Genomic DNA, 25,805 nt, shown 5'->3' with positions numbered 1-25,805 from the left:
CCAGCCGACTCCTCGGAGGTTCGCATGTCACACCACGACGAATTCCAGATCGAGACCACCGCCGTGCACGCGGGCGAGCGCCGCCCCGGCCCGGAGGGATCGGTGGTGTTCCCGATCTACCAGGGCACTGTGTACTCAGTGGACGAAGGCACGGACTACCACGACATCAAGTACCTGCGGCTGAACTCCACCCCGTCCCAGGTCTACCTGCACGACAAACTGGCCATACTGGAGGGATCCGAGGCGGCGCTGGCCACCGCCTCCGGCATGGCCGCCATCACCGCGGCCCTGCACAGCGTCCTGCGCGCCGGTGACCACCTGCTGATCGGCGACACCCTCTACGGCGGCACCCACGACTTCATCACCCACCACGCCGCCGACAACGGCTGGAGCTACACCTTCGTCGACCCGCACCGCCCCGACACCTGGGAACCCGCGAAACAGCCCAACACGAAGGCCTTCTACGTCGAGTCCATCACCAACCCGCTGATGCGGGTCGGACGGCTGGGCGAGGTGGCCGACTTCACCACCGAGCACGGCCTCGTGTCCATCATCGACAACACCTTCGCCACCCCGGTCAACTTCCAGCCCATCAAGGCCGGGTTCGACCTGAGCATCCACAGTGCCACCAAGTACCTCAACGGGCACTCCGACCTGGTCGCCGGGGCCGTCATGGGCTCGGCCGACCGCGTCAACGCCGTCCGCAAGACCCTCAACCACTACGGCGGCAGCCTCGACGCCCACGCGGGTTTCCTGCTGGCGCGCGGACTCAAGACGCTCGCGCTGCGGGTCAAGGCCCAAAACGCCAACGCGCTCGCGCTGGCCTCCGCCCTGGAGGCGCACCCCAAGGTCGACGTCGTCAACTACCCGGGCCTGGAATCCCACCCCGACCACGAGATCGCCCGCGCCCTGTTCACCGGCTCCGGCGGCACCGGCGACGTCCGGCACTCCGGATTCGGCGGCATGCTCAGCATCCGTCCGGCCGGTGGTCTGGAAGCCGCCAAGTCGCTGTGCGAACTGGTGCAGCTGCCCTACTCGGCACCCAGCCTGGGCGGTGTCGAATCGCTGATCACCCGTCCGGCGGTCACCTCGCACGGCGGCATGACCGCCGAGGCCCGCGCGGCGGTGGGCGTCACCGACGACCTGGTGCGGATCTCCTGCGGCATCGAGGCCGTCGACGACCTGGTCATCGACTTCATGCGGGCGCTGGACAAGCTGTAGCCCTCACCGCTGGCAGTCGGCGAACGCGCTCGCGTTGTCGGTGAAGGTGATCGAGAACTTTCCCGACGCCGACAACGTGGCTCTCGCGTCGCCGAAATCGTAGGAGCACTTGACGGTGAACTTCACCCGCTTCTCGCTGCCGTAGAGGTCCACGCCGGTGCCGCTGAGCTTGATGGTGGCGTCGTCGTGCCGCACCAGCCCGAAGACGCCGCTGTCGCTGTCGGTCACCCCGATCCGGGGATAGTCGCCGACCTTCCACTCGACGTCCTCCACGTCGCCGAGTACGCGGTCGTCGCCCGTCATCTCGTCGAAGTCGTCGGCGCCCGCGAACGGGCAGTCGCGGGGATTCACCTCATCGGAGTCGGCGCAGGTGTCGATGAGTGAGTTCACCGCCTTCTGTGCGGCCTTGACGCCCTTGTCGGAGACGCTGACGGCGGTGTCCAGCCCCTGCGGCTGGGGATCGCTGTCATCGCTTTCACCCGGCAGCAGCAGCGCGTGGCCCGGGTCCGTCGTCAACAGCGACGCCTGGCCCGAGTACAGCCGGTAGGAGCCGGGGAAGACCGGGAACGTGCCCGCCTCGGGGTCGGAGGCGGGGTCGGGCAGCGCCGCCGAGACGCCGTTGAGGTCCAGGTAGGACAACGGCAGGACGCCATGGTGGGTGACCTTCACGAACGGGTTGCGGATCCGCCATTCACCGCTCTTGTCCGACACGAAGAACTTGCCGCGGGTGACCCGGCCCGACTCGTCGGCGATCGTCGCCGTGACACCGACTCCGGCGTCGATGGCCGGGGTCAGCTGCTGGACAGAGTCGACGCGCCAGTCGGACGACAACGCCTTCTCGGTGAGGAAGACGGCCTGGTCCCCGGAGGGTAGCCGGGCGCCGGCGATGTCGAGCGCGGCCTCGACATCCTTGTCCCGCAACGCGTTCAGGTAGTCCTCGACGAGGTCGGCGGGCCCGGACTGGAGGTGCGGCAGCACCGTGAAGCTCCCGGCCCAGGCCAGCAGCAGCCCGGCCAGCAGCGCCGACAGCGCGGCCGAGGCGCGCGCGGTCAACCCGGCGCTCATCGCGCGGCGCCAGGAACGCGGCCGCCGGATGACCTTGGCGATGATCCTGATCAGGCGGCGCCTCACCGCGAGGTCTCCTTGGCGCAGGAACCGGATCCCCGGTCGGTCTCGGTGTTGGCGAGAGGCGACAGTGTGACCACTCCCTTGGGGTCGACGGTCGCGGCGAGGCTGTCCAGGTCGATGCGACAGCGGACGCTGAACTTGGTGGTCTTGTCGTCGGTGTCGATGCCGGTTCCCTTGAGCGTCACGGCTCCGGCGGTCTTGGTCAGGACCCGGAAACCGGTGTTCTCATAGGTGTCGCCGTCGGCGTCGAAGCGCGCGTCGACCAGTCCGGCCTTCGGGTATTCCTCGACCTTCCAGCTCAGCGAGCGGAGTTCCTCGACGTGCTTGCCGTCGCTGGTGTTGACGAAGTCGCCGACGCCGAACGGGCAGCCGGACGGCTCGGCGACGGACTGTTCGGCGCACGAGTCGACGAGCGTCTTGATCCGGTTGTTGGCCGACGCGAGCGTCTTGGACTTCGCCGTGACGCGTCCGGGGTGGAACGTCCCCTCGGTGTAGTCGGCGCGCTCGCCGGTGGGAAACGCGGCGAGCGTCTTGACTCCCTTGACGGACAGGGTTTCGGGAATGTCCTCGTAGAACGTGTACATGCCGGGGAACAGTCGGTATCCCGTGCCCTTGCTTATCTCACGGCTCGCCTGGGGCTTCGGGATGTATCCGTTGACCTGCGGGTATCGCAGCGGCGAGCGCGGGAAGATCACCGGTGCGAACGGGTCCTGCAGCAGCCACCCGTCCTCTTTGTCCCCGGCCACCGTGAAGCTGCCCGACGCGGTGCCCCGGGGGCCGCCGATCGTCACCTCCACCTCGAACTCGGTCTGGTACTCGTTGGCTTCGGCATCGCCGATGGCGGTGACCTTCCAGTCGCGGTTGATGGCGGCGGGGGTCAGGAACCGGGCTTCCTCGCCGATCGGGACCGCGGACGGTTCCACATAGGTCAACGCGGTGTCGACGTCCCCGGCCGTGAGCGCCTCGAAGAACCCCGTCACCACTCCCTCGGGGGAGTTCGCCTCGCTGCTGACCACCTGGAACGTCCCCAGGCCGACCAGCCCGGCGGCGATCCCGGCGAACCAGCCGATCTTGACGCGCAGCGGTACCCGGTCGTCGTCCACGACGACGGGAGCCGACGGTCCGGTTTCGGGCTCGTCGACTCGCGGGGAATCGGTCTCGGTGTCCACGGGGGCTCCTGGGGTGGGTTCGCACCGGGCATAGTACGACCGTCGCGCAACCAGCGGTTGTGGCGTGAGCAGGCTATCGTGTCGACGCCACCCGAGGATGAGGAAGATCGATGAATTCCGATGAGTCAACGCCGCCGCAGGACCCGCTGCCGCGCCCCGCGTCGGTGCGAGACGCGGCGGCCGTGGCGCTGGCGTTGGTGCGGCGAGCCAATCCCCGCACCCGGCTCCTCGCCGGGGCCGCCGCCGGGATGGTCGTGCTCGCCGTGGTGCTGACGGTGGTGTTCACCAGCGGTTCGGGGCAGCCTGGCCCCGACGTCGCGGTCGACACCGGGCGCACCGTCCCGTTGCTGGACGAGCAGCCGGTGGAACTGCCGTCCGAGGACGAACCCGAGCCGGACGACGAGAAGGACCACCCGCTCGTGGACGACAAGCCACGGTGGACCAGCAGTGGCGTGGACGTCGAAGACGGTTCCGAACTGCTCCCCGTGGGCGACGGGTATGTGGTGAACGGGAGCGACGACACCGTGTCCGGGCTCGACGGCAAGGGCAAGCGGGTCTGGGACCGCGAGGTCGACGAAAGCGACGAGAAGGCGATCATCGGTGACAGCTCGGTCGCGTTCAGCCGGGACGACCCCGACGAGGACTCATGGCCGGGTCACAAGATCACCGACTTCGTCGATCCGGCGACGGGCAAGAAACTGTGGACCAACGCGGAGGCGTCCTTCGTCGAACTGGTCGGCGACGCCGCGTACCTGTCGGTGTGCCAGGGAGGCCAGGACGGCGAACTGGGCGAATGCGTGATCTCGGCCCATGACGCGCGCACCGGCGCGGTGCGTTGGTCGACGCCGACGTACGCCAGCACCCAGGTCATCGACGCCGACCCCGGCGGCGCGTTCGTGGTGCTGCAAAGCCATGTGACGAGCGGAGGCGACATCAGGATCAGCGTGCTGGACACCGGCAGCGGCGCGGTGCTCGGCGCCGGTTACGACGACGGCGGTTCGCCGCTGCTCGCGAAGGACACGCTGGTACGCGTCGGCCACGACGACAACCCCGCCGACGGCTGCGAGGTCGCCGTGACCGCCTGGAACGTCTACAGCGGATCACAGACCTGGAAGCGCGAGGTCGGCACTCCCATGGAGGCCGACGGTTCGGACTGCAACGACCTTCCCGACGCGTATGAGGGCCGGATCATGGGGCTCAACGGCAAGGGCAGGCCCGTCGTGGTCGACCTCGCCACCGGCGATGTCGCATGGACCGCCCCGAAGAAGGCTGATCCCGTGCGGGCCACCGGGAAGCACGCGCTGGTGACGCAGGGGGACAAGCTGGTCCTCTACAACACCGGCAAGGACAAGAAGCGTTGGGCCGCACCGGATGTGTCCGGTCACGACGGCCCCGGGTTCATCGGCGGGTACGTCGTGTCCAGCATGTACGAAGGCTACGACGAGGAGCCGTGCTGGGCGCGGATCGGCATCAAGAGCGGCGACATCGAGGCCTACCCGGGCCAGTGCGCGGGCAGCGGCGACGACTGGGTGGCCACCCTCGACAACGGCGACATCAAGCTGTACGCGATCGACTGACCCGTCAGCGGCGTTCGAGTTCGCCCAGGTGGCGGATGTTCGCCGCGTCATCGGCGTCGGTGCTGGGCTGACCGCCGAACCAGGCGTCCAGGATCTCCTCCAGCTGCGGTGCCGAGGTCAGTCGCAGGCTCAACGCCAGCACGTTCGCGTCGTTCCACTTGCGGGCACCGTCGGCGGTGGCCGCGTCGGTGCACAGGGCCGCTCGGACGCCGTCGACCTTGTTGGCGGCGATCGAGGCTCCGGTGCCGGTCCAGCAGGCGACCAGTCCCTGATCGGCCCGGCCCGCCGCCACGTCGGCGGCTGCTGCGGCGCAGCACCAGGCCCAGTCGTCGCGGTCGTCCTCGGCGAGGATGCCGTGCGGGATCACCGTGTGCCCCCGGGATTCCAGCGCCTGGATAAGCGACCCGGCGACGCCGTCGGTGCAGTCGGCGGCTACGGAAATACGCATGCCCCAGTTCTACCCTTCGCTCGTCGGGTTCAGCCTTCGAAGTTGTTGTCGGTGAGGATCTTGTCGATACGGGCGCGGTGCTCGGCCTCCCAGTCGTCGAGCGTTTGCGCCTCCTCCTTGGCGAGCTTCTCGCGCGCGGCGGCGACCACCTCGTCGCGGCGGGCGAACGGGGTGACGACGACGCCTTCCTCGTCGGCCACGACGATGTCGCCGCCGTTGACGGTGACGCCACCGCATCGCACTTCGCCGTTGAGCGGGGCAACGGCCTTCTTGGTGCCCGGGATCGGGATGACGCCGCGTGCGAACACGGGGAAGCCGTTGTCGCGGACTTCGGCCAGGTCGCGGATGAGTCCGTCGACGACGAAGGCCGCGACGCCACGCCGCTGCGCGACCGCGCAGACGTTGCCGCCCGCCAGCGCGTAGTCGAGGTCGCCGGATTCGACGACGATGACCGCACCGGGCTCGGCCCGGTAGATCGCGGCGTGCAGCATCAGGTTGTCGCCGGGCGGGCAGCGCACCGTGAACGCCGGGCCCGCGACGGACGGAACCGGTTGCCACAGTGGACGGATCCCGGTGTCCATGACCTGGGCGCGGCCCAGGACGTCGGCGAGGGCGGTGGTGGGTACGTTCTCGAATCCGGTGGTCACAGCGCTGAGGTTACCCAAGCCGGGGTGGTCGCGGACGCTCAAGCGAGCCGGATCACGGGACGGCCGGGGGACCGGCCGAGCCGATCGGGGCTCAGGAGGGGCGCCGGAACTCGGCCCGCCACCGGTTGATCGCCGGGTCGGTGGCGTCGGGAACGCACTCGACGTTCGCCGCCCGCAGGCCGTCGGTCGCGAAGGCGTCGATCTCGGCGCGGACCAGCGGCCAGGGCGGGCCGTCGGTGGCGGCACCGGTGAGGTTCGCGGCGGCCACCACCAGCAGCGTGCCGCCGGGGCCGACCAGCGGCGGGATGTTGGCGATCGCCTGGGCACGGGGCGGATCGGGCAGCGACTGCACGGTCATGTCCTCCACGACGAGGTCGAAGGCGTGCCGCCAGTCGCCGGGCAGGTCCAGCAGGTCGGCGGTGACATAGTCGACCCTCGAATCCGGGTGCCGGGCCTTGGTCGTGGCGATCGCGGTCGCGGAGACGTCGAAGGCGACCGTGTCGAAGCCCAGGCTCGCGATGAACTCGGAGTCGCGGCCCAGCCCGCAGCCGACGACCATGGCGCGTTTGCCGGTGCCGTCCAGGTCACGCGCCCACTCGGCCAGCAGCGCGGCGGGTACGCCCCGGTCCCACGGGACGGTGGCGCGGCCGTCGGCGGCCTCGGCGTACAGCTCCTCGAACCAGCCGGTCGGGTCGGTCGTGGCCTTGGCGGCCAGCTCGCGGGTGTGGGCGTCGGGATCGGGTCGCATGAATCCTCCACTTTGGCGTGGGGCAACGATACCCGGAGCCCTGGGCTAGGCTCTGCGGCGTGGATGCGTTGAAAGCCGTGCCGTCGTCGCGGTTGGCCGTGGTGTGGTCGGTCGTGACCGGCGAACTGGCCCGGCCCATGGACTGTGACACTGTGGAGGGTCCCTGTCGGGTGGTCGACGTCGGCGGCGGAACCGGCGGGTTCGCGGTTCCGTTGGCGCAGGCCGGATACGAGGTCACCGTCGTCGACCCCAGCCCCAACGCGCTGGCGGGACTGACGCGGCGCGCGGCCGACGCCGGGGTCGCCGAACGCGTCACGGCGGTGCAGGGCGACACCGACGCGCTCACCGGACTCGTCGAGCCCGGCAGCGTGCGGCTGGTGCTGTGCCACAGCGTGCTGGAGATGGTCGACTCGCCGCAACTGTCGATGGACGCGATCGCCTCGGTGCTGGCCCCGGGCGGAGCGGCGAGCATCCTGGGAGCCAACCGGGTCGGGGCGGTGCTGTCGCGCGCGCTGATCGGGAACCTGTCGGCGGCGATGGCGTTGCTGAACGACCCGGACGGACGCGTGGGGGAGCGGGACACGTTGTGCCGCCGCTTCGATCCGGAGGAACTGGTGACGTTGGTGGCCAGCGGCGGGCTGACCGTGGAGCAGCGGCACGGGGTGCAGGTGCTGGCGGACATGACGCCGGGCGGCCGGGACACCGAACCCGGTGCGGCGCAAGCCTTGCGGGAGTTCGAGGCCGCGACGGCCGCCCTGGCGCCGTATCGGGACATCGCGACGCACATCCACGTGCTGGCTCGCAAGCCCGTCGGGTAGCCCGGTCGCGGCCGTCGCGGCGTTACGGCAGCTGGGCGGTGCGCAGGTCGCGGCGGGCGACGCATGCCAGGCCACCGGCAAGGATCAGCGCGGCACTGACCGCGAAGGTCGCCGTCATCCCGGCGGTGGCCACCGCGATGCCGCTGCCCGCGACCGCCAGCGGCGTGATGCCGTAGTTGAGCACGGTCGACACACTCGACACCCGGCCCCGGTAGGCGTCGTCCGTGTTGACCTGGACCAGCGAGCCCATCAGGACGCCCATGACACCCGAGACCAGGCCGGTCGCGCTGGTCGCGGCGACCGCCAACCACACCGTCGGCACCACCGCCAGCGCGAACACCGCGACCGCCTGGAGCGCCGCGCACGCCGCGATGATGAGGCCGGTCGCCCGACGCGGCTTGAACCGCAACAGGATCAGCGCGCTGACGGCCGCGCCGCCACCGAAACCGGCCAGCATGTAACCGATGCCCCCGGCACCCCAGCCGCGAGCCTCGGACAGCAGCGCCAGACCCACGTTCATCGGGCCGACGAAGCCCAGGTTCACCAGCAGCCCGGCCAGCATGAGGTTGCGCACCAGGCCGTGGTTCCACAGGTAGGACAGCCCCTCCTTGAGCGCCGCGCCGGTGGGGGCGGGGGGCCGGTCGGATTTGGCGGCCTGCCGGGGCCGCAGTGACCACAGCGTCCACGCCGACAGCGCGAAGGTGAACGCGTCCACTGTGGCGGCGAGTGAGAGTCCGCCGACCGCGACCAGCAGGCCGCCCAGCGGCGCCCCCACCGTCAGGGCGATCCGGCCGGACAGCTCCCGCAACGCCACCCCCGCGGTCTGCTGTTCTTTGCTCAGCAGCAACGGGCCCATGGCTCCGGCGGCGGGCATGAACACCGCCGACACGATGCCGAAGACCAGCCCGACCACGACCAGCAGCGCGATGCTCGGAGCGGCCAGGGCGATCGCGGCGGCCGTCAGCGACACCACGACGCGCAGCAGGTCGCTGCCGATCATGAGCTTCTTGGGCCCGAAGCGGTCCACATAGACGCCGCCCAGCAACAGCAGGATCAGCCTCGGCAGGGCCGAAACGGTCATGATCAGACCCGCGACGGCGGGCGAGGCGAGCTGCACCGCCGCCCACGACAGCGCGACGTACCAGACCTGGTCGCCGACGATCGAGATCGACTGACCGGCGGTGTACCGCAGGTACGCGCCGTCGCGGTAGGCCGGGCGTGCGGGCGGGGCGTCGGCGCGAGCCGGGCCGGGAGCGGAGGCAGGGGTGGCGGGGGCTTGTGACATCAGGGACGCTCCGGAAAGGTGTGGTAGAAGAAGCGGACGTTCTCGCGTCCAGGCGTGCCGTCGTCGCGGTGCTCCTCGCTGTAGCGCGACCAGCGTTTGCACAGCGCCTGGAACTCGGCCACCATCTCGATGGTCTCGGCGGCGGTGAGCCTCAGGAACGACTGGCTGGAGGTGGAAGCTCCCTGCCATTCCTCGCCGAACTGCTCCTTCGCGGTGGACTTGCGGCTTTCGCGCACCGCCTGGAACTGCTCGACGACCCACTGCGCGTTGAGCGTCTTGACCAGGACGCGGCCCGCAGGGGACTCGAAGTCCGACGAGGACCACGAATGCGGCTCCAGCACCGCCCGCCACCACCGCTGCCGGAAGTCCCGCACCAGTTCGGGCGCCTCCTCGATGAACCCGGCCTCGGCGAGCTTGCGCAGGTGGTAGCTGACCTGGCCCGGATCGCCGTCGACCTTCTCGGCGAGCGTGCCGACGGTGGCCGGGCCCAGTTGCAGCAGCAGCCGTTGCAGTTTCTGCCGCATCGGGTGGGCGAGCGCCTTGAGAGTTTCGGGATCGGTGATGCGTCTGACCTCGGACATGCCGGAAATCTATGCTCGCGCGAAGAGGTCCACAAGACTTCTACTGCAATTATTCGGATAGTGACAATCCAACGACTCCAGGTGGTTCACGGGCTGTCAGTACCCGCAGTCGTATCCGTATTCGAGTACCGTCGCCACCATGGAGATCGACGCCGAACTATATGAACCCGCCTCGCCGCGCTACGGGGAGGCCGCCCTGAGCGACATCCTGCCGTCGGTGCTGGCGGCGCTCAAGGTTCCGGACGGCAACGACGTCCTCGGCCTGGCCGACGCCGAACTGGCCGACATCCGCCGCGTCGTGGTGCTGCTGGTCGACGGCCTTGGATACCACCTGCTGCGCGAGGCGGCCGCCAGTTCCGAGTACCTGGCCGCCGCCGTCGACGGCGAACTGGGCACGCTGCGCGAACTGACCACGAACTACCCATCCACCACCCCCACCAGCATCGCCTCGCTCAACACCGGCGTCGCGCCCGGCCAGCACGGCCTGACCGGCTTCACGGTCAACATCCCCGGTACCGAGGACATGCTCACCCATATCGCCTGGGGCCCCGACGGTCCCGATCCGCGCTCCTGGCAGCCGGTGCCCACCTGCTACGAGCGCGCCGCCGCCGCGGGGGTGGCGACCACGATCGTGCACCGGCCCGAGTTCGTCGACGCCGGACTCACCGAGGCGATCTTCCGGGGCGGCGCCATCGCCCCCGCCGACAGTCTCGCCGAGACCGCCCAGGAGGTCCACAAGGCGCTGTCGCAGGGCGACCGCTCGCTCGTGTACTGCTACTACGGCTATGTGGACAAGCGCGGCCACGGCTACGGGCCCGGCTCGGCGCCCTGGCACGCGGCCGTGGCCAACGTCAACCGGCTGCTGCGGCTCATCACCAACGGCCTGCCCGCCGACGCCGCGCTGCTGGTCACCGCCGACCACGGCATGATCGAGGTTCCCCGCGAGGACCACATCGACCTGGCCGACCACCCTCACCTGCGCGACGGGGTGCGCCTGGTCGTCGGCGAACCCCGGTCCCGCTACGTCCACACCCGGCCGGGCGCTGTGGCCGACGTGGCCGCCGCCTGGCGCGAGACGCTGGGCGACCGCGTCGAGGTCCTCACCCGGGACGAGGCGGTGGCCACCGGCCGGTTCGGCACGGTCACCCCGGAGCACCTGCCCCGCATCGGCGACGTCGTGGTCACCGGCAACCGGCGCCACGTCATCATCGGCGGCGACTCCGACATCCCACCGCTGAACAGCTTCGTCGGATTCCACGGCGGCCTCACCGCCGCCGAGCTGGCGATTCCGCTGTGGAGTTACCGAGTGTCGTAACCGGCGAGTACGCTGCGGACCCGTGGGACGCACGACGCCTTCGGCAGCTACCTCGGACTCCTTCGGGCCCGACCTCGACGACACCGGCTGCCCCATCCTGCACGTCGACATGGACGCGTTCTTCGCCTCGGTGGAGATCGCGCGCCGTCCCGCACTGCGCGGCAAACCCGTCGTCGTGGGCGGCCTGGGGCCGCGCGGCGTGGTCTCGGCGGCCAGCTACGAGGCCCGGCCCTACGGCGTCAACAGCGCCATGCCCATGGCCGTGGCCCGCAAACGCTGCCCGCACGCGGTGTTCCTGCACCCCGACGGCCGCGAGTACTCCCGGGTGTCCAAGTCCGTCATGGCGATCTTCGCCGAGTACACGCCGCTGGTGGAGAAACTGTCGGTCGACGAGGCGTTCCTGGACGTCGGCGGCTCGGCCCGGCTGTTCGGTTCGGCCCGCGCCATCGCCGCCGAGATCCGGACCCGGGTCCACGCCGAACACGGCATCACCTGCACCGTCGGCGTCGCGGCCACCAAGTTCATCGCCAAACTGGCCTCCACTCAGGCCAAACCCGACGGCCTGGCGGTGGTGCCGCGCGACAGGATCCTCGGCTTCCTGCACCCGCTGCCGATCACCGCGCTGTGGGGCGTGGGGGAGAAGACCGCCGCGGTCCTGCGGCGGCTCGGCCTGGAGACGGTGGCAGACATCGCCCACGCCACCCAACGGCAACTGGAGTCGGCGGTCGGCAAGGCGTCGTCGGCCCACCTGTACGCCCTCGCCAACGGCCTCGACCCCCGCTCGGTCGAAACCACCAGAGTGGACAAGTCGGTCAGCGCCGAGGTGACCTTCGACGCGGACGTGGCCGACGCCGACGAACTGCGCAAGACCGTGCTGCGGCTGAGCCGCCAGGTCGCGGCCCGGGCCCGCAAGGCCGCCGTCACCGGCCGCACCGTCGCGGTCAAGATCCGCTACTCCGACTTCACCACCCTGTCCCGCTCCCGGACCCTCATCGAACCCACCGACCTGGCCAAAGAGGTGTACACGGTGGCCGCCGAACTCGTCACCGCCAACGTCACCCGCCCGGTCCGCCTCATCGGCGTCCGGCTGGAGGGCCTGGCCGATTCCGGCGGCCGTGGCTGGCAGCCCACCCTCGACTCTCCCGAGCACGGGTGGCGTGATGTGGAACGCGCCATCGACACCCTGAGCGACCGATATGGTTCCCGTATCGTCCGACCGGCTAGTTTGTTGGAGGAAGAGGTCAAAGACCGCTAAATTCGGAACCGAACCGGGTTCCGGACGCGTCAATCTGACCGTAGACTTGGAAACCTGAAGACCGGTTGTCAAACCGCAACCGCTGTAGACCGCAGGAGGAGTGCCGTGCCGCTCTCCGAACATGAACAACGAGTGTTCGACGAGATCGAGCGGTCGCTCGCCGACGATCCTAAGTTCGCTTCGGCTGTGCGAGCGCACGATCCACGCCATCGCGGCCGTCGCCGCATGATTATTGGTGGGCTCATCTCCGTCGTGGGGTTGATCGTGATGGTGCTGGGAGTCATGAACAACTCCCTGTGGATCGGTGCGGTCGGCGCGGTGGTGGCCTTCGTGGGAATCCTGGTCGCCCTGCACATCCAGCGCAAGGGCTCGGGCGAACTGTCGGCCGTGGGCGGCAAGGCCCGTCGCCGCACCGGCAAACCCACCAAACGTCACCCCGGCGGCGGCAGCTCCTGGGGCGACCGCCTCGAAGAGCGCTGGCGGCGCCGCCGCGACAACGGCTGGCAGTAACCGGCCAACGAGCCGAGCAACACCAATGCCGCCGGACGGATGTCCGGCGGCAAAAACCTGCGCCCAAGTCAGGCGGTCGTCAGTCGCTGGTCAAGCCAGCGGTGCGGGCTGTGTCGCGTAGGTGGGCGTGTACGCCCTCGTAGGCCGTGGCCTTGGGGAGGTAGCGCTTGTCGACGGCGGCCACCATCGTGTAGTTGGGGTCGCAGACGTTGGCGACCGGGGCTTGGCCCGCTTGGCTGAGGAGCTGGTAGGCGTCCATCGTGTCCAGGTCGGTGAGGGCGCCGACCCAGCCGACCAGGTCGTGTTGGCTGATGCGGAACGCGTCCTCCAGGGGGCGGGTGGAGCCCGTGGACATCAGTGCGGTGTCGGATTCGAAGCGGGGCCAGGGGGTGGCGTGGCCCTTGATGACCTCGGGGATGACGACGGTGCGCATGGCCGCCTCGACCGCGGTGCCGGTCAGTTCGCCCGCGCCCTGGCGGCAGTGGCCGTCGCCGATGGCGAACATGGCGCCGTCCACGTTGACGCCGAGGTAGACCGTGACCCCGGCGCGCAGGAGTGGGCTGTCCATGTTGCCGCCGTGGGCGTCGGGGACGATGGTGCTGCGGACCTCGCCGTGGGCCGGGGCCACGCCGACGGTGCCGTGCATCGGGTCGAGGGGGAGGTCGACGGTGAAGTCGCTGTTGGCCGCGCGGTAGGTGACCGTGCCCGCTTCGCGGTTCACGTCGTAGATCCAGACGCGTTCGGGGAGCGGGTCCTGGAGGGTGGCGGTGTGGCTGGTGCTGGTGAGCGCGCCGAAGTGGGGCAGGGTGGCGGCGGAGGCCCAGTCGCGGGCCGGGGTGATGGACGCGAAGTGGAGGGCCAGGGTGTCGCCGGGTTCGGCGCCCTCGACGTAGAAGGGGCCGGTGACCGGGTTGACGTACGGGAAGTTGACCACTTTGGAGGGAAGGTCGTCGGGGGTGCGGATCCGGCCGCCGAAGCAGTCCTCGGTGTACAGCCGCAGCGGGACGCCGGGCTTGACCCGGGCCAGCGGTTGGCCGCCGCCGAAGGTGTAGGTGAGCTGCTCGGGCTTGGGGTCGATGTCGACCGGTTCGATTCCCATGGTTTCCCTTCCCTGGAGTTCAGATGGTGCCGTGTGTGGATTTGTACCGCACCGCCTCGGTGAGCGCGTCGACGATCCGCCGGATCGGGATCGGCTGGCGGGCGCCGATGGACTTGAGCATCTGCCGCAGCCAACCGGCGTTGACGTTGAGGTGCAGGCTGCGCTCCAGTTGCAGGTCGACGAGCAGCCCGCACAGTGCGGCGTCCTCGGCCGAGGGGCTGGCCTCGGACATGACGACGCGGCGCAGCGCCGTGCGGGAGCGCACGATGGCGGCCTCGTCGGAGCGGTACTCGGTGCCCGACAGCAGGCCGAAGCGGCGGACGGTGATGGGGGAGACCAGGTTGGCGGCCAGCAGTTCGCCGCGCACACGTTCGTAGATGTCCTCGCTCCACACCAAGAGGACGTTGACCGGGCTCGGCGGCCGGTTGCGGGAACGGTACAGTTCGGACAGTGCGTTGTTGGCGATGCTGGACAGGGAGCGTTGCGAGAAGTTGGCGGGCTGCGGCCTCGTCACGACCTTGTCGAAGTCGACGTCGACGTGACGGGACATGGTCAGCTCGATGAGCAGCGCGGCGGCCAGGCCGAGACCCAGCAGTGGCATCGCGATGAGCGGTTTACCAGATTCGTTGTGTGCCAACAGGTACAGCTCATCGCGAACCGGGAGACGGTCATTCACAGGTTTTTCCTACGGATAGGGATGAATCACGCGTGCCGTTTCGGCGCGGCGTGAAACGAGTCGCCCTGCTCATCGAGGGTGCGCGTCAGGGTGGGTTTGCGTCCCGCCACGTAAAGGCCGATCAAGATGATCAACCCTATCCCCAACCACACCAGGCCGGTGAACTGCGCGGGGGCGCTGTTGAAGTAGGCCACCGATCCCAGCACGCCGAGTCCGCACAGTGGGATCACCAGGTCGCTGAACAGTCTGCGGGAGCGCTTCTTGAACACGAAGTGCCAGATGACGGCCACGTGCAGCGCCAGGAAGGAGCAGATGGCCCCGAAGTTGATGATCGAGGTGAGGAAGCCGACCGAGTTGCCGGTGGCGGTGATGCCCAGGAGTTTGAAGATGCCCGGTCCGGCGCCGGCGAACTCGAAGACGGTCATGCCGACCACCAGCGACAGGGCGGCGGCCAGGTAGATCGCGTTGGTGGGCACGGCGAACCGTACCGAGACCTTGGACAGGAACCGGGGCAGCTGCCGGTCGCGGGCCATCGCGTAGATGAGCCGGGAGCTGGCGACCTGGGCGACCATGGTGTCGGCGATGCCCCAGGCCAGCGCGGTGGCCAGGGCGCAGGTCGTGAACAGGAACGAGCCGCCGGCGACCTCGGCGGAGTTGTAGAACGCGTTGTCCAGCAGCTGCTGGTCGGCGGGCCGCACCGACGGGTCGGCGTTGATGAGCGCTTCGGGGTCGGGCACCAGCAGTGCCGCCACCCAGGTCTGGGCGATGAACAGCAGGCCCGCGAGCATGAGTGCCAGCGCCATGGCCCGGCCCAGTTGCTTGGCCCTGCCACGGTTCTCCTCCGCCAGAAGGGCGATGCCGTCGAAGCCGAGGAAGGACAGCACCGTGATCGAGGCGGCTCCCAGGACCAGTCCGAAACTGAACTCGCCGGGGTTGAATATCGGGTCGAAGGAGAACTCGGCCTTGCCGCTGAGGACGGCGCTGACGCCCAAGACGAGGAACAGCGCCAGCACCAGCATCTCGCCGACGATGAACAGCCGGATCACGCCGATGGTCATCTTCATGCCGGTGGCGTTGATGACGGTGTTGACGGCGATGAACACCAGCAGCCAGATCCACACGGGAACCGCGGGGACGATGCTGGCCATCGCGATGGCGGCGATGATGTACAGCAGGATCGGCAGCAGCAGGTAGTCCAGCAGGATCATCCAGCCGGACAGGAAGCCCACCGGGGCGCTGATGCCGCGTCCGGCGTAGTTGTAGACGCCGCCGGTCATGGGGAACTCGGCCGACATCCGCGCGTAGGACCAGGCGGTGAACATCAGCGCGATCAGCGCGACGAGGTAGGCCAGCGCCACCATGCCGTGCGAGATCTGGAACGCGGTGCCGAAGATGCCGAACGGCGCGATCGGCACCATGAAGATCAGCCCGTAGAAGACGAGATCGGCGAATCCGACCGTTCGTCTCAGTTCCTGCCGATAGCCGAACCTCTCGATGCCGTCTGTAGTGGACACCTATGGTCCTTCCCATACGTCCGAAGTGATGCGGGGCCGTGGTACATGCCGAGGTGAGCAGCCGGTTAACGTGCGGCCGGTCCCGGCGAATATAGCCATTAACCACAAGTGAGGATCCGGTGGCGGGTAATCAGCCGTTCGGTCAGGCCGACGGTAATTGCCCAGCGTGTGACGCAGGACTCGTTTTCCGGCGGGCGGATTTCAGCGAATAAACAGGTTTAAAATCGTCTATTCAGTGAAATATCGGCCCCCGCGAATCTCTTCGCGGGGGCCGGGTGAGGCTAACGGGTCACTGTGGATCGTCGTCGGGGTATCAGTCGGCCCAGCGCCCGGGCACCACGGGTGCGGGCGTTGCCGACCGACGAACTCGCGTCGCGCAGTCCCCAGGCCCAGCTCGACAACAGCGAGGCCGGGGCCAGGTCGGCCCGCAGCTGCGCGAACCGGGACTGCCGGGCCGCGAGGCCGAACCGGGCCGCCCGCACCGCCTTGCGCAGCGTCAGGCCCGTGGGGGGCGCTGGCGCGTAACGGGAGTGCTCCTGTGCCGCGGCCAGGTGCCGCAGGCCCGCGGCGGCGGCCCCGTCGAGCTGGTACTCGCCGATGAGCCGGTTGGCCAGCGACCGGGCGGTCTCGGATTCGTCGAAGCGGATCCGCAGGTCCGTCAGCGAATCGCACAGTTCCCGCCAGGCCGACTCGGCGGCGGCCTCCGGCCGTGAATCCGGTAGGGACAGTCGTCGGTTGCGGCGCAGCGAGCGCACCACGCCCGGCGTGATCACCGCCAGGCTCGCAAGCGCGGCACCGGCCAGCCAGTACGGCCATGTCGGCGCCGGGAGCCTGGCCGCCAGTGGTGGCGGCTTGTAGGTGTTGCCGGAGCCGTCGGGACGCTGGTTGGGGTTCTGCTCGTTGTTGCCGCCCTGCTCGTTGTCGCCACCGTTCTCGTTGTTGTTCCCCTCGTCGCCGGAGTCGGACTCGTCCGGCTTGTTGGGGTCGGGAGCCCAGTCGCTGTCCTGGGAACCGGCGACGCCGCTGGCGGGGGTGGGGTCGTAGGGGACCCAGCCGAAGCCCTCGTAGTAGACCTCGACCCAGGCGTGGAAGTTGTCGGTGTTGAGCTCGTATCCCTTGCTGGTCTTGGCACCCGGCGTGATGCCGAGCGCGACCCGGGCCGGGATCCCGGCCTCGCGCACCATCCAGCCCATGGCGGCGGCGTACTGCTGGCAGTACCCCTCGCGGTATTTCAGGAAGTTCTCGATGTCGCTGGCCGAGTTGTCGGCCTTGGTCTGCAGCTCGTACTTGAAGCCGTTCTTCGAGGAGAAGTAGCTGAAGATCGACCGCACCTTGTCGAACTGGGTCTCCTTGCCCGCGATGCGTTCCTTGGTCAGCTTCTTGACCGACTTGATCGCCGGGCGGTCGGTGTTGAGCCGGTAGGCCTCGGAGTTCTCCGACACGTCCGGCGCGGTGCGCAGCGCCTTGTCGGTGTACTGGTACCGGGTGTAGTCGAAGGCGTAGCTCATGCCCTTGGACGTGGCGTCCTTGGACGTCACGGTGTCCGAGACCGGGTCGAAGTCCCACTCGTCGGAGACGTCACGGTCCAGGTCCACATTGGTGGCGTAGCTGAACATGGGCAGCGCGTTGTTGTCCAGGCCGGTGAGCCGAACCTCGGCGCGGTACTCGTCCGACTCGACCTCCTCGGTGTGGTCGGTGCGCAGCCCCTCCTCGGCCGGGTACGACAGCGAACTGGGGCTCACCTTGTCGCTGAAGCCGTCCTCGGTCAGCTCGCTGAGCGCGTACATCTTCAGGTATCCGGTGTCGGACTTCTGGTTGGTCTTGACATAACCGACGACCGCGCCGCTGGTCTTGTTCAGCGAGCCCTCGAGGTTCGCCCACGGGGCCAGCGTGCTGCCGTCACCGCCGATGCCGGGGCCGCCGCCGGTGCCGATCCCGGCCAGCAGGTTGGAGTTGACGCCCGGCACCATCAGCGGCAGCACCAGTGCCGCCAGCACGACCAGTCCGGCCAGCCAGCGTCCGGTTCCGGCCAATGGGGACGGTTCCCAGCGGTCGATGCCGCGGCCGTCACCGCTGAAGCGGCGGCCGTAGCGGCGCACCCGGTCGATGTTGTCGGTCATCAACAGCCACAGGAAACCCAGCGCGCCGGGGACGAACAGCAGCCACGGGATCTCCTGCTTCAGCAGCGGCATCGGGATCAGGTACAGCAACAGCAGCGGAATCCCGACCAGCGCCGGGATCCGCATGACCGACACGAAGACCTCGGTGAGGATGGCCAGCGCGCCGATCCCGACGACGAGCAGGAACACCAGCGCCTGGGTGCTCTCCACCGGGATCAGCTGTTTTTGGATGTCCTCCCCGGCCTGTCCCATCAGGACGCCGAAGTTCTTGAAGGTGCCCGGTCCCGGCAGCAGTCCCAACAGCGCGCCGCCGTTGGAGTACTGCCACGTGCACGACAGCAGCAGCGCCGCGAACATCGCCAGGGTCTGCAACACCGCGTTCCAGCGCAGCGCCCGCGCCCCGACCGAGGCGCCGATGATCAGCGCGGTGGTGAACGCGACCGGGATCATCCAGTCGAACAGGCCCCGGTAGATGACGGTCAGCGGCGCGCAGCCCAACAGCAGCGCCACCCCGGCGACCAGACTGGTCATGCGTTGTTGCTTCATCGGGGTCCTCCCTGGGGGGCGACGGTCTCGGCCATGGCCGCGCGGTGCGCGAAGCCGTGCCGTCCGCGCGACAGGTCACGCCAGCGCACGGCGAGGTTGTCGCCGTTGCGGATCGGGACCACCCGCCAGCCGCCGCGCATCAGGGTCGCCGTGGTCAGCTGGTACGCCTTCTCGGCCTCGGCGCGGGCGTGTCCGGTGAGGCTCAGCCAGGACATGGAGTCGATGAGCAGCGCCACCCGGTTGCCCGCGCTGGAGTGCAGCCCGGCCAGCCGTTCGGCCTCCTGTGTCGACAGTGAACCGATCGCGGCGATGAGCAGACCGCCGGTGTCGCCCTGCCCTGCCCGTTCCAGCAGTTTGGCCACCGAGCCCTGCCGATGCGGCTGCACCCCGGCCAGATAGTCCATGAGGGAGCCGTCGCTGGTGGGGTCGGGTTCGACCTCGATGTCCTCGGTGACCAGTCGCAGCTGGTATCCGCCGCGCCGCAGGTGGTTGACGATGCTGGCCGCCGCCGACACTCCCCATTCGAAGGAGGAGGTCGGTCCCTCGCCGCGGTGCCCGGCGGCGCGGACGTCCAACAGGACCGTGGCCCGGCTGTCCCAGGGCTGTTCCTCGCGCCGCACCATCAACTCGCCACTGTGGGCGGTGGACGGCCAGTGCACCCGGCGCAGGTCGTCGCCGTGCCGGTACTCGCGGGTGGCCGCGTCGTCCTCGCCGTGCACCGCCACCGCGCGGGCCCGGGTCTCGCCGCGTCCGGAGAACTCGCCCGGCAGCCGCACCGGCGGCAGCGGCAGGATCGGCGGGGTGACGGTCAGATGGTCGCTGACCAGGTAGGTGCGGGTCACCTCGACCAGCCCGAACGGGTCGGTCAGCCGCACCGTCAGCGGCCCGATCTCGTAGCGGCCCCTAAAGTCCGAGCCCACCGAGTACGAGACCTTGCTGCCGCCGCCGCCCAACAGCCGCTCCAGCACCAGCCGGGGCCGCGAGCCCAGCGCGTAGGGGAGGTTGTCCTCCAGCATCATCGAGCCGGTGGGGATGCGCGACAGGTTGCGCAGCCGCAGCGTCACCCGCGCCTGCTGCCCGGCCGCGATCCGCGGCGGTTGCAGACTGCGGTGCGCCACGATGTTGTACCGGGTGCGCGACAGCACGAACGCCGAGGCGAACGGCAGCAACGCCACCAGCACCGCCACCCGCAGCAGGTCCTTCTCACCCAGCAGGATCGACAGCACGATCAGGGCCAGTCCGACGGACATCAGGCTCTTGCCCCGGATGGTCAGGTTGGTCAGTGCCTCTCTCACGGCGCATCAGCGCCTGATGGGCGCACCGGGGGCGACCGGCAGCCGGTGCACGATGTCGGAGATGATCGCGTCGGTGGTGCGGTGCGCCAGCTGCGCGTCCGAGGTGGGAAGCAGCCGGTGGGCCAGCACCGGCACCGACAGCGCCTGCACGTCGTCGGGGAGCACGAAGTCGCGGCCCTCGAAGGCGGCGATGGCCCGGGCGGTGCGCAACAGTTGCAGCACCGAACGGGGACTGGCGCCCAGCCGCAGCTCCGGCGCCTGCCGGGTGGCGTTGACCAGCGCGATCGCGTACTGCTTGATGGCGTCGGAGACGTGGATGCCGCGCACGTACTCGATCATCCGCTGGATGGTGGCCTCGTCGACGACCGGCTGCAACTGGTTGAGCGGGTTGGTGGTGCCGTGCACGTCCAGCATCTTCAGCTCGGCGGCGGCGTCGGGGTAGCCGATGGCGATGCGGGCGGTGAACCGGTCGCGCTGCGCCTCGGGCAGCGGGTAGGTCCCCTCCATCTCGATCGGGTTCTGGGTCGCCATCACCATGAACGGCGCCCGCAGCTTGTAGGTGTTGCCGTCGACGGTGACCTGGCGTTCCTCCATGCACTCCAGCAGCGCCGACTGGGTCTTGGGGGAGGCCCGGTTGATCTCGTCGCCCACGACGAGGTTGGCGAACACCGCGCCGGGTTTGAACGTGAACTCGTGGGTGTCCTGGTTGAAGATCGTCACCCCGGTGACGTCGCTGGGCAACAGGTCGGGCGTGAACTGGATCCGGCGCACCGAGCAGTGGATGGTGGTGGCCATCGACTTGGCCAGCATCGTCTTGCCGACGCCTGGCACGTCCTCGATCAGCAGGTGGCCCTCGGCCAGGAGCACGGAGAAGGCCAGCCGGACGATCGCCGTCTTGCCCTCGATGACGCGCTCGATGTTGCCGATGACGGCGTCGACGGCGGCCTTGAACTCGGTGGAGCTCATTGGCTGGGCGGCAGCCGGGGATGTCGTGCCGATGGGCTGTGCTGACACCGGCGTCCTCCTTCGGGGATAGGGGTCGTAATCCCCAAGTGTGTCAGGTGTCTCGGGGTGGCCAGCATGACCGGACCGGACAAATTTCGACAACGAGTCGGTCGGTTCGGGCGTTTCAGGGCGAAACCGAACCGGAATGACGTCGGTGTGGTGCTGCGATAGACTCTGGGGCATGACCAGGCGCGTGCTGCTCCTTATGAGGCCGTGCTGACGCGAAGCAGAACCCGCGACGGCACGGCGACCCCTCCTGTGTGAGGGGATTTTTTGTGCCCGGACTACGCGTAAAGGATAAAGAGGACATTTCATGAGTGACACGCACGCCGCCGACCGCATCCCGGCGCACCGCTATGACGCCGCCCTGGCGGCGCGCATCGAGCCCGCCTGGCAGGACCACTGGGAGGAGCGCGGCGTCTTCAACGCTCCCAACCCGACCGGGAAACTGGCCAATCCGGACGACCCGCGCGCCGGGGCCCCGAAGCTGTTCGTGATGGACATGTTCCCGTACCCGTCGGGGGCGGGACTGCACGTGGGGCACCCGTTCGGGTACATCGCCACCGACTGCTTCGCCCGGTACAAGCGCATGACCGGGTACAACGTCCTGCACCCGATGGGTTTCGACGCCTTCGGCCTGCCCACGGAGCTGTACGCGATCACCACCGGCCAGCACCCGGCCAAGATCACCGAGGACAACATCGCCACCTACCGGCGGCAGCTGCGGCGGCTGGGCATGGCCTATGACACGGTGCGCAGCTTCGCCACCTCGGATCCCGACTACTACAAGTGGACGCAGTGGATCTTCCTGCAGATCTTCAACTCCTGGTACGACACCGAAGCCCGTAAGGCCCGTCCGATCGCGGAGCTGATCGCCGAGTTCGACGCCGGGACCCGCGCCACTCCCGACGGCCGCGCCTGGAGTGAACTGTCCGAGGTGGAGCGCCGCCGTATCGTGGACGACCACCGGCTGGCCTACGTCTCCGAGGCGCCGGTCAACTGGTGTCCCGGCCTGGGCACCGTCCTGTCCAATGAGGAGGTAACCGCGGAGGGGCGCAGCGAGCGCGGCAACTTCCCGGTATACACCCGCAAGCTGAAGCAGTGGATGATGCGGATCACCGCCTACGCGGACCGGCTGCTGGAGGACCTGGACGACGTCGACTGGCCCGACTCGACGATCCGGTTGCAGCGCAACTGGATCGGTCGCTCCACCGGCGCCCACGTCCGCTTCGGCACCGAGGCCGGGGACATCACGGTGTTCACCACCCGGCCCGACACCCTGTTCGGCGCCACCTACATGGTGCTGGCGCCCGAGCACGAACTGGTCGACACGCTGACGGCCGCGACCTGGCCCGCCGGTACCGACGCGCGCTGGACCTCCGGCGAGGCGACCCCCGCCGAGGCGGTCGCCGCCTACCGGGCCTTCGCCGCCGCCAAGACCGACGTGGAGCGGCAGGCCGACGCCAAGGAGAAGACCGGCGTCTTCATCGGCGCCTACGCCACCAACCCGGTGAGCGGCGACTCGGTGCCGGTGTTCATCGCCGACTACGTGCTGGCCGGTTACGGCACCGGCGCGATCATGGCGGTGCCGGGCCAGGACGAACGCGACTGGGAGTTCGCCGAGGCATTCGGGCTGCCGATCATCCGCACCGTGCAGCCGTCGGAGGGCTTCGAGGGCAAGGCCTACACCGGCGAGGGCCCGGCGGTCAACTCGCCCGCCGAGGCCGTGACGACCGGGGCGCCCAGCCTGAACGGGATGGGCGTCGTCGAGGCCAAACAGGCCATCACCGAGTGGCTGACCGCGTCGGGGCACGGCGAGGGCACCACCACCTACCGGCTGCGGGACTGGCTGTTCTCGCGGCAGCGTTACTGGGGCGAGCCGTTCCCGATCGTGTTCGACGAGACCGGACTGCCGGTGGCGCTGCCGGAGTCGATGCTGCCGGTCGAACTGCCCGAACTGGACGACTTCTCGCCCAAGACCTACGAACCCGACGACGCCGACTCCGCGCCCGAGCCGCCGCTGGGCCGCGCGGGCGACTGGGTCGAGGTCACCCTGGATTTGGGCGACGGGCCGAAGAAGTATCGGCGCGAGGTCAACACCATGCCCAACTGGGCCGGTTCCTGCTGGTACCAGCTGCGTTACACCGACCCGTTCAACGAGGAGGCCCTGGCCGACCCCGTCAACGAGAAGTACTGGATGGGGCCGAACTCCGAGACCGACTGCGGCGGCGTCGACCTGTACGTCGGCGGCTCCGAGCACGCGGTCCTGCACCTGCTGTACGACCGGTTCTGGCAGAAGGTCCTGTTCGACCTGGGGCACGTCTCCAGCCGGGAACCGTTCCGCAAGCTGATCCACCAGGGCATGATCCAGGCCTACGCGTACACCGACTCGCGCGGCGCCTACGTACCGGCGGCCGAGGTCGTGGAGGAGGACGGCCGGTTCTTCCACGACGGCCAGGAGGTCAACCGCGAGTACGGCAAGATGGGCAAGTCGCAGCGCAACGTGGTCACGCCCGACCAGATGTGCGAGCAGTACGGCGCCGACACCTTCCGGTTGTACGAGATGAGCATGGGCCCGCTGGAGGTGTCCCGTCCCTGGGAGACTAGGGCGGTCGTCGGCTCGCAGCGGTTCCTGCAACGCCTGTGGCGCAACATCATCGACGAGGAGACCGGCGAGGTCAAGGTCGCCGACGTCGAGGCCGACGCCGAGACCCAGAAGCTGCTGCACCGCACCATCGACGGCGTCCACGCCGATATGGACGCGCTGCGGGTCAACACCGCGATCGCCAAACTGATCACGCTGAACAACCACGTCGTCGGCCTGGCCGAGGTGCCGCGCTCGGTGGCCGAGGCCCAGGTGCTGATGGCGGCGCCGTTCGTCCCGCATGTCGCCGAGGAACTGTGGCGTCGGCTGGGGCACGGCGAATCGCTGGCCAACGCCGACTTCCCGGTCGCCGACGAGCGGTTCCTGGTCGTGGAGACCGTCACCTACCCGGTGCAGATCAACGGCAAGGTCCGCGACCGTGTCGAGGTCTCGGCCGAGGCCGACCAGGACGCGGTCCGGGAAGCCGCCCTGGGCACCGAGAAGATCGTCGCGGCGCTGAGCGGCCGGGAGCCGAAGAAGGTCATCGTCGTGTCCGGCCGGATGGTGTCGATCGTCGTGTGACGACGGGCCGGGCCCCGGTTCTTCGCCGGGGCCCGGCCCACCGCTACTCGGCCGTGGGCCGGAACTCGGGGATCGGATTGTCCTTGGGGTCGGTGACGTCGGTGGTGTCGGTGTTACCCGGCTGACCGGCGTCGAGCGGGTTGTCGTCGCCGATCTCGTTGGGCACCAATCGCATCAGCGTGGTGGCGTTGTCGCTGGCGAGGATCTTGCCGACGGCTTCGACACTGCTGGACAGGTCGGTGGCGATGGCGTCCTCGGCGTCGGTGCAGCGGGTGTCGAGCTCGTTGAGCCGGTCGGCCATGTTGTTGAGGACGTCGGCGACGGTGTCGCCGCCGATGGTCTTCTTGCTGGCCTCCTCGTCGGCCCTGTGCTTCGCGATGAAGGCGTTGGACGCCGAGGCGGCGCCGCCGATGATGGCCAGTGACACGCCCGCCGTGGCGGTCGCGGTGATCACGCCGAACAGGGTGGCCACGGCACCGGCGATGCCCGCCAGGAACTGCCCGTCGGACCCGAACCACAGCCACTCGTCCCAGGACTCGAAGGTCGCGATGGTGGCCTTGGCGATCTCGACGGCCTCACTGCGCATGCTCTTGAGGATTCCGATGTAGACCCACAGTGCTGCGCGCAGCTCGTCGATGACCGCGACCTGCGCGTCGATGCAGCTGGGGCTGGCCGTGAACGCGCCGATGTAGAAGTTCGTGAACGAGTTGGCGGCGTAGCCCTCCCAGTTGGTCAGCGCCTTGTCGGTTCCGGCCTTGATGATCGGGGCCGCGGACAGGATCTTCTCCCGCACCACGCCCAGTTCGATGACCATGGCCTCGGCGGTGCTGGGCATCCGCTGGTGGAACCGTTCGAAGTACGGGACGATCCACTCGAAGTACTCGTCCGGGTAGGGGTAGTCGGTGGTGCCGTTCTTGGCCTTGGCGGCGGACTTGACCTTCTCCGCCCAGGACTCCACGTCGCCGCTGGAGTACTGCGGGATCTGGTTGAGGATGCCGTCGACCTTGCTCTGGAGTTCGTCTCCCATGGTTCCTCGTCCTTCACCTGGGGCCGCGGGGGTTGTCGTTGCCGTTGTCGGGTTCGGGATGCGGGTCGTCGTGCCGGGGTGCTTCGGGGATGTAGCTCGGCGGCCGGTAGGTCGGGTCGCTGGTCGTGTTCAGGTTGGCGCGCACCTTCTCCAGGGCGTCGCGGGCTTCGCCGTCGGTGGCGGCGTAGTGTTCGGCGATCTGGCACAGCGCCGAACCCGCCCGTACCAGGCTGTTGCGCGTCACCACGAGAACCTGGTCCTGCAACATGTTCCGCAGCTCGCTCCACTGCGGCTGCATCCGGCCGAGGTCGGAAACGGTGGTGAACTGGTCCTTGCCGCCGTTGCGGGGATCGTCGGTCCAGTGTGGTTTGCGGGTTCCGTCCGCGTTGGTGACCTTGTCGCGCCGGAAGGCGCTCTCGTCCAGCTGCCCCGTCTTGTGTATCTCCTGGGCGCCCTCGCCGTACTTCTCGGCCGCCTGGGGCAGGAAGGTGCGACCGGCCGTGTAAAGGTTCGTGACGTCTGCGGAAAGCGTCATGGCCCTCTCCTCCGTTGTGTTCCTGTCACGTTATGTCGGAAAATCACGGAACGCGAGTGAGGAATCGGTCAATCGTGACATGTGGACACGTTTCTCCGACGGGTTGGCCTGAAATGGTGA

Annotated in this window: 22 protein-coding genes; 7 read left to right on the top strand and 15 right to left on the bottom strand. The window is 69.0% G+C overall.

Annotation, left to right across the window (positions count from 1 at the left end; genetic code table 11):
* Window positions 1-24: 24 nt before the first annotated feature.
* Window positions 25-1,221: a trans-sulfuration enzyme family protein gene (locus tag SNAS_RS24395; RefSeq protein ID WP_013020145.1), complete on the top strand. Its 1,197-nt coding sequence runs from the start codon at window positions 25-27 to the stop codon at window positions 1,219-1,221.
* Window positions 1,222-1,224: 3 nt separating this feature from the next.
* Here SNAS_RS24395 and SNAS_RS24390 read toward each other — a convergent pair whose 3' ends face one another.
* The gene (locus SNAS_RS24390; RefSeq protein ID WP_013020144.1) at window positions 1,225-2,352 is read right to left on the bottom strand and encodes a hypothetical protein; all 1,128 of its coding nucleotides are present in this window, start codon (window positions 2,350-2,352) and stop codon (window positions 1,225-1,227) included.
* A complete protein-coding gene (locus SNAS_RS24385; RefSeq protein ID WP_013020143.1) occupies window positions 2,349-3,518 on the bottom strand; it encodes a hypothetical protein in 1,170 nt (389 codons plus the stop codon). The genes SNAS_RS24390 and SNAS_RS24385 overlap by 4 nt, the downstream gene beginning before the upstream one ends.
* 110 nt (window positions 3,519-3,628) lie before the next feature.
* Here SNAS_RS24385 and SNAS_RS24380 point away from each other — a divergent pair, with 110 nt between their 5' ends.
* Window positions 3,629-5,095, top strand: coding sequence for an outer membrane protein assembly factor BamB family protein (locus SNAS_RS24380; RefSeq protein WP_013020142.1), 1,467 nt, complete (start codon window positions 3,629-3,631; stop codon window positions 5,093-5,095).
* 4 nt (window positions 5,096-5,099) lie between these two features.
* Here SNAS_RS24380 and SNAS_RS24375 read toward each other — a convergent pair whose 3' ends face one another.
* The 3 genes from SNAS_RS24375 to SNAS_RS24365 form a co-directional block, all read right to left on the bottom strand.
* On the bottom strand, window positions 5,100-5,543 hold the full coding sequence (locus SNAS_RS24375; RefSeq protein WP_013020141.1) for an RpiB/LacA/LacB family sugar-phosphate isomerase: 444 nt from the start codon (window positions 5,541-5,543) through the stop codon (window positions 5,100-5,102).
* 29 nt (window positions 5,544-5,572) lie between these two features.
* A complete protein-coding gene (locus SNAS_RS24370) occupies window positions 5,573-6,190 on the bottom strand; it encodes an RraA family protein (protein WP_041625146.1) in 618 nt (205 codons plus the stop codon).
* Window positions 6,191-6,281: 91 nt separating this feature from the next.
* Window positions 6,282-6,938 (bottom strand): class I SAM-dependent methyltransferase, encoded by a 657-nt coding sequence (locus tag SNAS_RS24365; protein WP_013020139.1) that lies wholly within the window; start codon window positions 6,936-6,938, stop codon window positions 6,282-6,284.
* Window positions 6,939-6,997: 59 nt separating this feature from the next.
* Between SNAS_RS24365 and SNAS_RS24360 the strand changes: the two genes are divergently transcribed.
* Entirely contained in the window at window positions 6,998-7,756 is a 759-nt protein-coding gene (locus SNAS_RS24360; protein ID WP_013020138.1) for a methyltransferase domain-containing protein, read from the top strand.
* Window positions 7,757-7,778: 22 nt separating this feature from the next.
* Here SNAS_RS24360 and SNAS_RS24355 read toward each other — a convergent pair whose 3' ends face one another.
* Both SNAS_RS24355 and SNAS_RS24350 read right to left on the bottom strand, forming a co-directional pair.
* Entirely contained in the window at window positions 7,779-9,041 is a 1,263-nt protein-coding gene (locus tag SNAS_RS24355; RefSeq protein ID WP_013020137.1) for an MFS transporter, read from the bottom strand.
* The gene (locus SNAS_RS24350; protein ID WP_013020136.1) at window positions 9,041-9,622 is read right to left on the bottom strand and encodes a winged helix-turn-helix domain-containing protein; all 582 of its coding nucleotides are present in this window, start codon (window positions 9,620-9,622) and stop codon (window positions 9,041-9,043) included. The genes SNAS_RS24355 and SNAS_RS24350 overlap by 1 nt, the downstream gene beginning before the upstream one ends.
* Window positions 9,623-9,761: 139 nt before the next feature.
* On the opposite strand from SNAS_RS24350, the gene SNAS_RS24345 reads away from it, so the two are divergent.
* The 3 genes from SNAS_RS24345 (at window position 9,762) to SNAS_RS37265 (ending at window position 12,702) form a co-directional block, all read left to right on the top strand.
* The gene (locus tag SNAS_RS24345) at window positions 9,762-10,937 is read left to right on the top strand and encodes an alkaline phosphatase family protein (protein ID WP_013020135.1); all 1,176 of its coding nucleotides are present in this window, start codon (window positions 9,762-9,764) and stop codon (window positions 10,935-10,937) included.
* 22 nt (window positions 10,938-10,959) lie between these two features.
* Window positions 10,960-12,192, top strand: coding sequence for a DNA polymerase IV (locus SNAS_RS24340; RefSeq protein ID WP_013020134.1), 1,233 nt, complete (start codon window positions 10,960-10,962; stop codon window positions 12,190-12,192).
* A 105-nt stretch (window positions 12,193-12,297) separates the two neighbouring features.
* Window positions 12,298-12,702: a DUF3040 domain-containing protein gene (locus tag SNAS_RS37265; protein ID WP_013020133.1), complete on the top strand. Its 405-nt coding sequence runs from the start codon at window positions 12,298-12,300 to the stop codon at window positions 12,700-12,702.
* A gap of 79 nt (window positions 12,703-12,781) precedes the next feature.
* Here SNAS_RS37265 and SNAS_RS24330 read toward each other — a convergent pair whose 3' ends face one another.
* The 6 genes from SNAS_RS24330 to SNAS_RS24305 all read right to left on the bottom strand — a co-directional run bounded on the left by SNAS_RS24330 (window position 12,782) and on the right by SNAS_RS24305 (window position 20,918).
* Complete coding sequence (locus tag SNAS_RS24330; RefSeq protein WP_013020132.1) at window positions 12,782-13,801, bottom strand: acetamidase/formamidase family protein; 1,020 nt, start codon at window positions 13,799-13,801, stop codon at window positions 12,782-12,784.
* A 19-nt stretch (window positions 13,802-13,820) separates the two neighbouring features.
* Window positions 13,821-14,477 carry a GOLPH3/VPS74 family protein gene (locus SNAS_RS24325; protein ID WP_013020131.1) on the bottom strand — a complete coding sequence of 219 codons (657 nt, stop codon included), beginning with the start codon at window positions 14,475-14,477 and terminating at the stop codon, window positions 13,821-13,823.
* Window positions 14,478-14,503: 26 nt separating this feature from the next.
* The gene (locus SNAS_RS24320; protein ID WP_013020130.1) at window positions 14,504-15,991 is read right to left on the bottom strand and encodes an APC family permease; all 1,488 of its coding nucleotides are present in this window, start codon (window positions 15,989-15,991) and stop codon (window positions 14,504-14,506) included.
* Between the two features lie 281 nt (window positions 15,992-16,272).
* Window positions 16,273-18,657 (bottom strand): transglutaminase TgpA family protein, encoded by a 2,385-nt coding sequence (locus SNAS_RS24315; RefSeq protein WP_013020129.1) that lies wholly within the window; start codon window positions 18,655-18,657, stop codon window positions 16,273-16,275.
* Entirely contained in the window at window positions 18,654-19,952 is a 1,299-nt protein-coding gene (locus SNAS_RS24310; RefSeq protein WP_013020128.1) for a DUF58 domain-containing protein, read from the bottom strand. Before SNAS_RS24310 ends, SNAS_RS24315 begins: the two co-directional genes overlap by 4 nt.
* Before the next feature lie 6 nt (window positions 19,953-19,958).
* Window positions 19,959-20,918, bottom strand: a complete 960-nt coding sequence (locus SNAS_RS24305) for an AAA family ATPase (protein ID WP_052305129.1) — start codon at window positions 20,916-20,918, stop codon at window positions 19,959-19,961.
* Window positions 20,919-21,270: 352 nt separating this feature from the next.
* Between SNAS_RS24305 and leuS the strand changes: the two genes are divergently transcribed.
* A complete protein-coding gene (gene leuS / locus SNAS_RS24300; RefSeq protein ID WP_013020126.1) occupies window positions 21,271-24,123 on the top strand; it encodes a leucine--tRNA ligase in 2,853 nt (950 codons plus the stop codon).
* 43 nt (window positions 24,124-24,166) lie between these two features.
* Here the strand turns inward: leuS and SNAS_RS24295 are convergent, their stop codons facing one another.
* Window positions 24,167-25,150, bottom strand: coding sequence for a hypothetical protein (locus SNAS_RS24295; protein WP_013020125.1), 984 nt, complete (start codon window positions 25,148-25,150; stop codon window positions 24,167-24,169).
* Between the two features lie 13 nt (window positions 25,151-25,163).
* Entirely contained in the window at window positions 25,164-25,685 is a 522-nt protein-coding gene (locus SNAS_RS24290) for a hypothetical protein (RefSeq protein ID WP_013020124.1), read from the bottom strand.
* Window positions 25,686-25,805 lie beyond the last annotated feature (120 nt).

The organism is Stackebrandtia nassauensis DSM 44728, assembly GCF_000024545.1.
In the GTDB taxonomy this organism is placed as follows: domain Bacteria; phylum Actinomycetota; class Actinomycetes; order Mycobacteriales; family Micromonosporaceae; genus Stackebrandtia; species Stackebrandtia nassauensis.
This window is presented reverse-complemented; position numbering and strand designations above follow the sequence as displayed.

Bases quoted from the DNA above. Each gene is read 5' to 3' on its own strand.
- SNAS_RS24350 (WP_013020136.1), bottom strand. From the start codon at position 9,622: ATGTCCGAGGTCAGACGCATCACCGATCCCGAAACTCTCAAGGCGCTC.
- SNAS_RS24330 (WP_013020132.1), bottom strand. From the start codon at position 13,801: ATGGGAATCGAACCGGTCGACATCGACCCCAAGCCCGAGCAGCTCACC.
- leuS (WP_013020126.1), top strand. From the start codon at position 21,271: ATGAGTGACACGCACGCCGCCGACCGCATCCCGGCGCACCGCTATGAC.
- SNAS_RS24345 (WP_013020135.1), top strand. From the start codon at position 9,762: ATGGAGATCGACGCCGAACTATATGAACCCGCCTCGCCGCGCTACGGG.
- SNAS_RS24315 (WP_013020129.1), bottom strand. From the start codon at position 18,657: ATGAAGCAACAACGCATGACCAGTCTGGTCGCCGGGGTGGCGCTGCTG.
- SNAS_RS24355 (WP_013020137.1), bottom strand. From the start codon at position 9,041: ATGTCACAAGCCCCCGCCACCCCTGCCTCCGCTCCCGGCCCGGCTCGC.
- SNAS_RS24375 (WP_013020141.1), bottom strand. From the start codon at position 5,543: ATGCGTATTTCCGTAGCCGCCGACTGCACCGACGGCGTCGCCGGGTCG.
- SNAS_RS24395 (WP_013020145.1), top strand. From the start codon at position 25: ATGTCACACCACGACGAATTCCAGATCGAGACCACCGCCGTGCACGCG.
- SNAS_RS24305 (WP_052305129.1), bottom strand. From the start codon at position 20,918: ATGAGCTCCACCGAGTTCAAGGCCGCCGTCGACGCCGTCATCGGCAAC.
- SNAS_RS24290 (WP_013020124.1), bottom strand. From the start codon at position 25,685: ATGACGCTTTCCGCAGACGTCACGAACCTTTACACGGCCGGTCGCACC.
- SNAS_RS24380 (WP_013020142.1), top strand. From the start codon at position 3,629: ATGAATTCCGATGAGTCAACGCCGCCGCAGGACCCGCTGCCGCGCCCC.
- SNAS_RS24295 (WP_013020125.1), bottom strand. From the start codon at position 25,150: ATGGGAGACGAACTCCAGAGCAAGGTCGACGGCATCCTCAACCAGATC.
- SNAS_RS24365 (WP_013020139.1), bottom strand. From the start codon at position 6,938: ATGCGACCCGATCCCGACGCCCACACCCGCGAGCTGGCCGCCAAGGCC.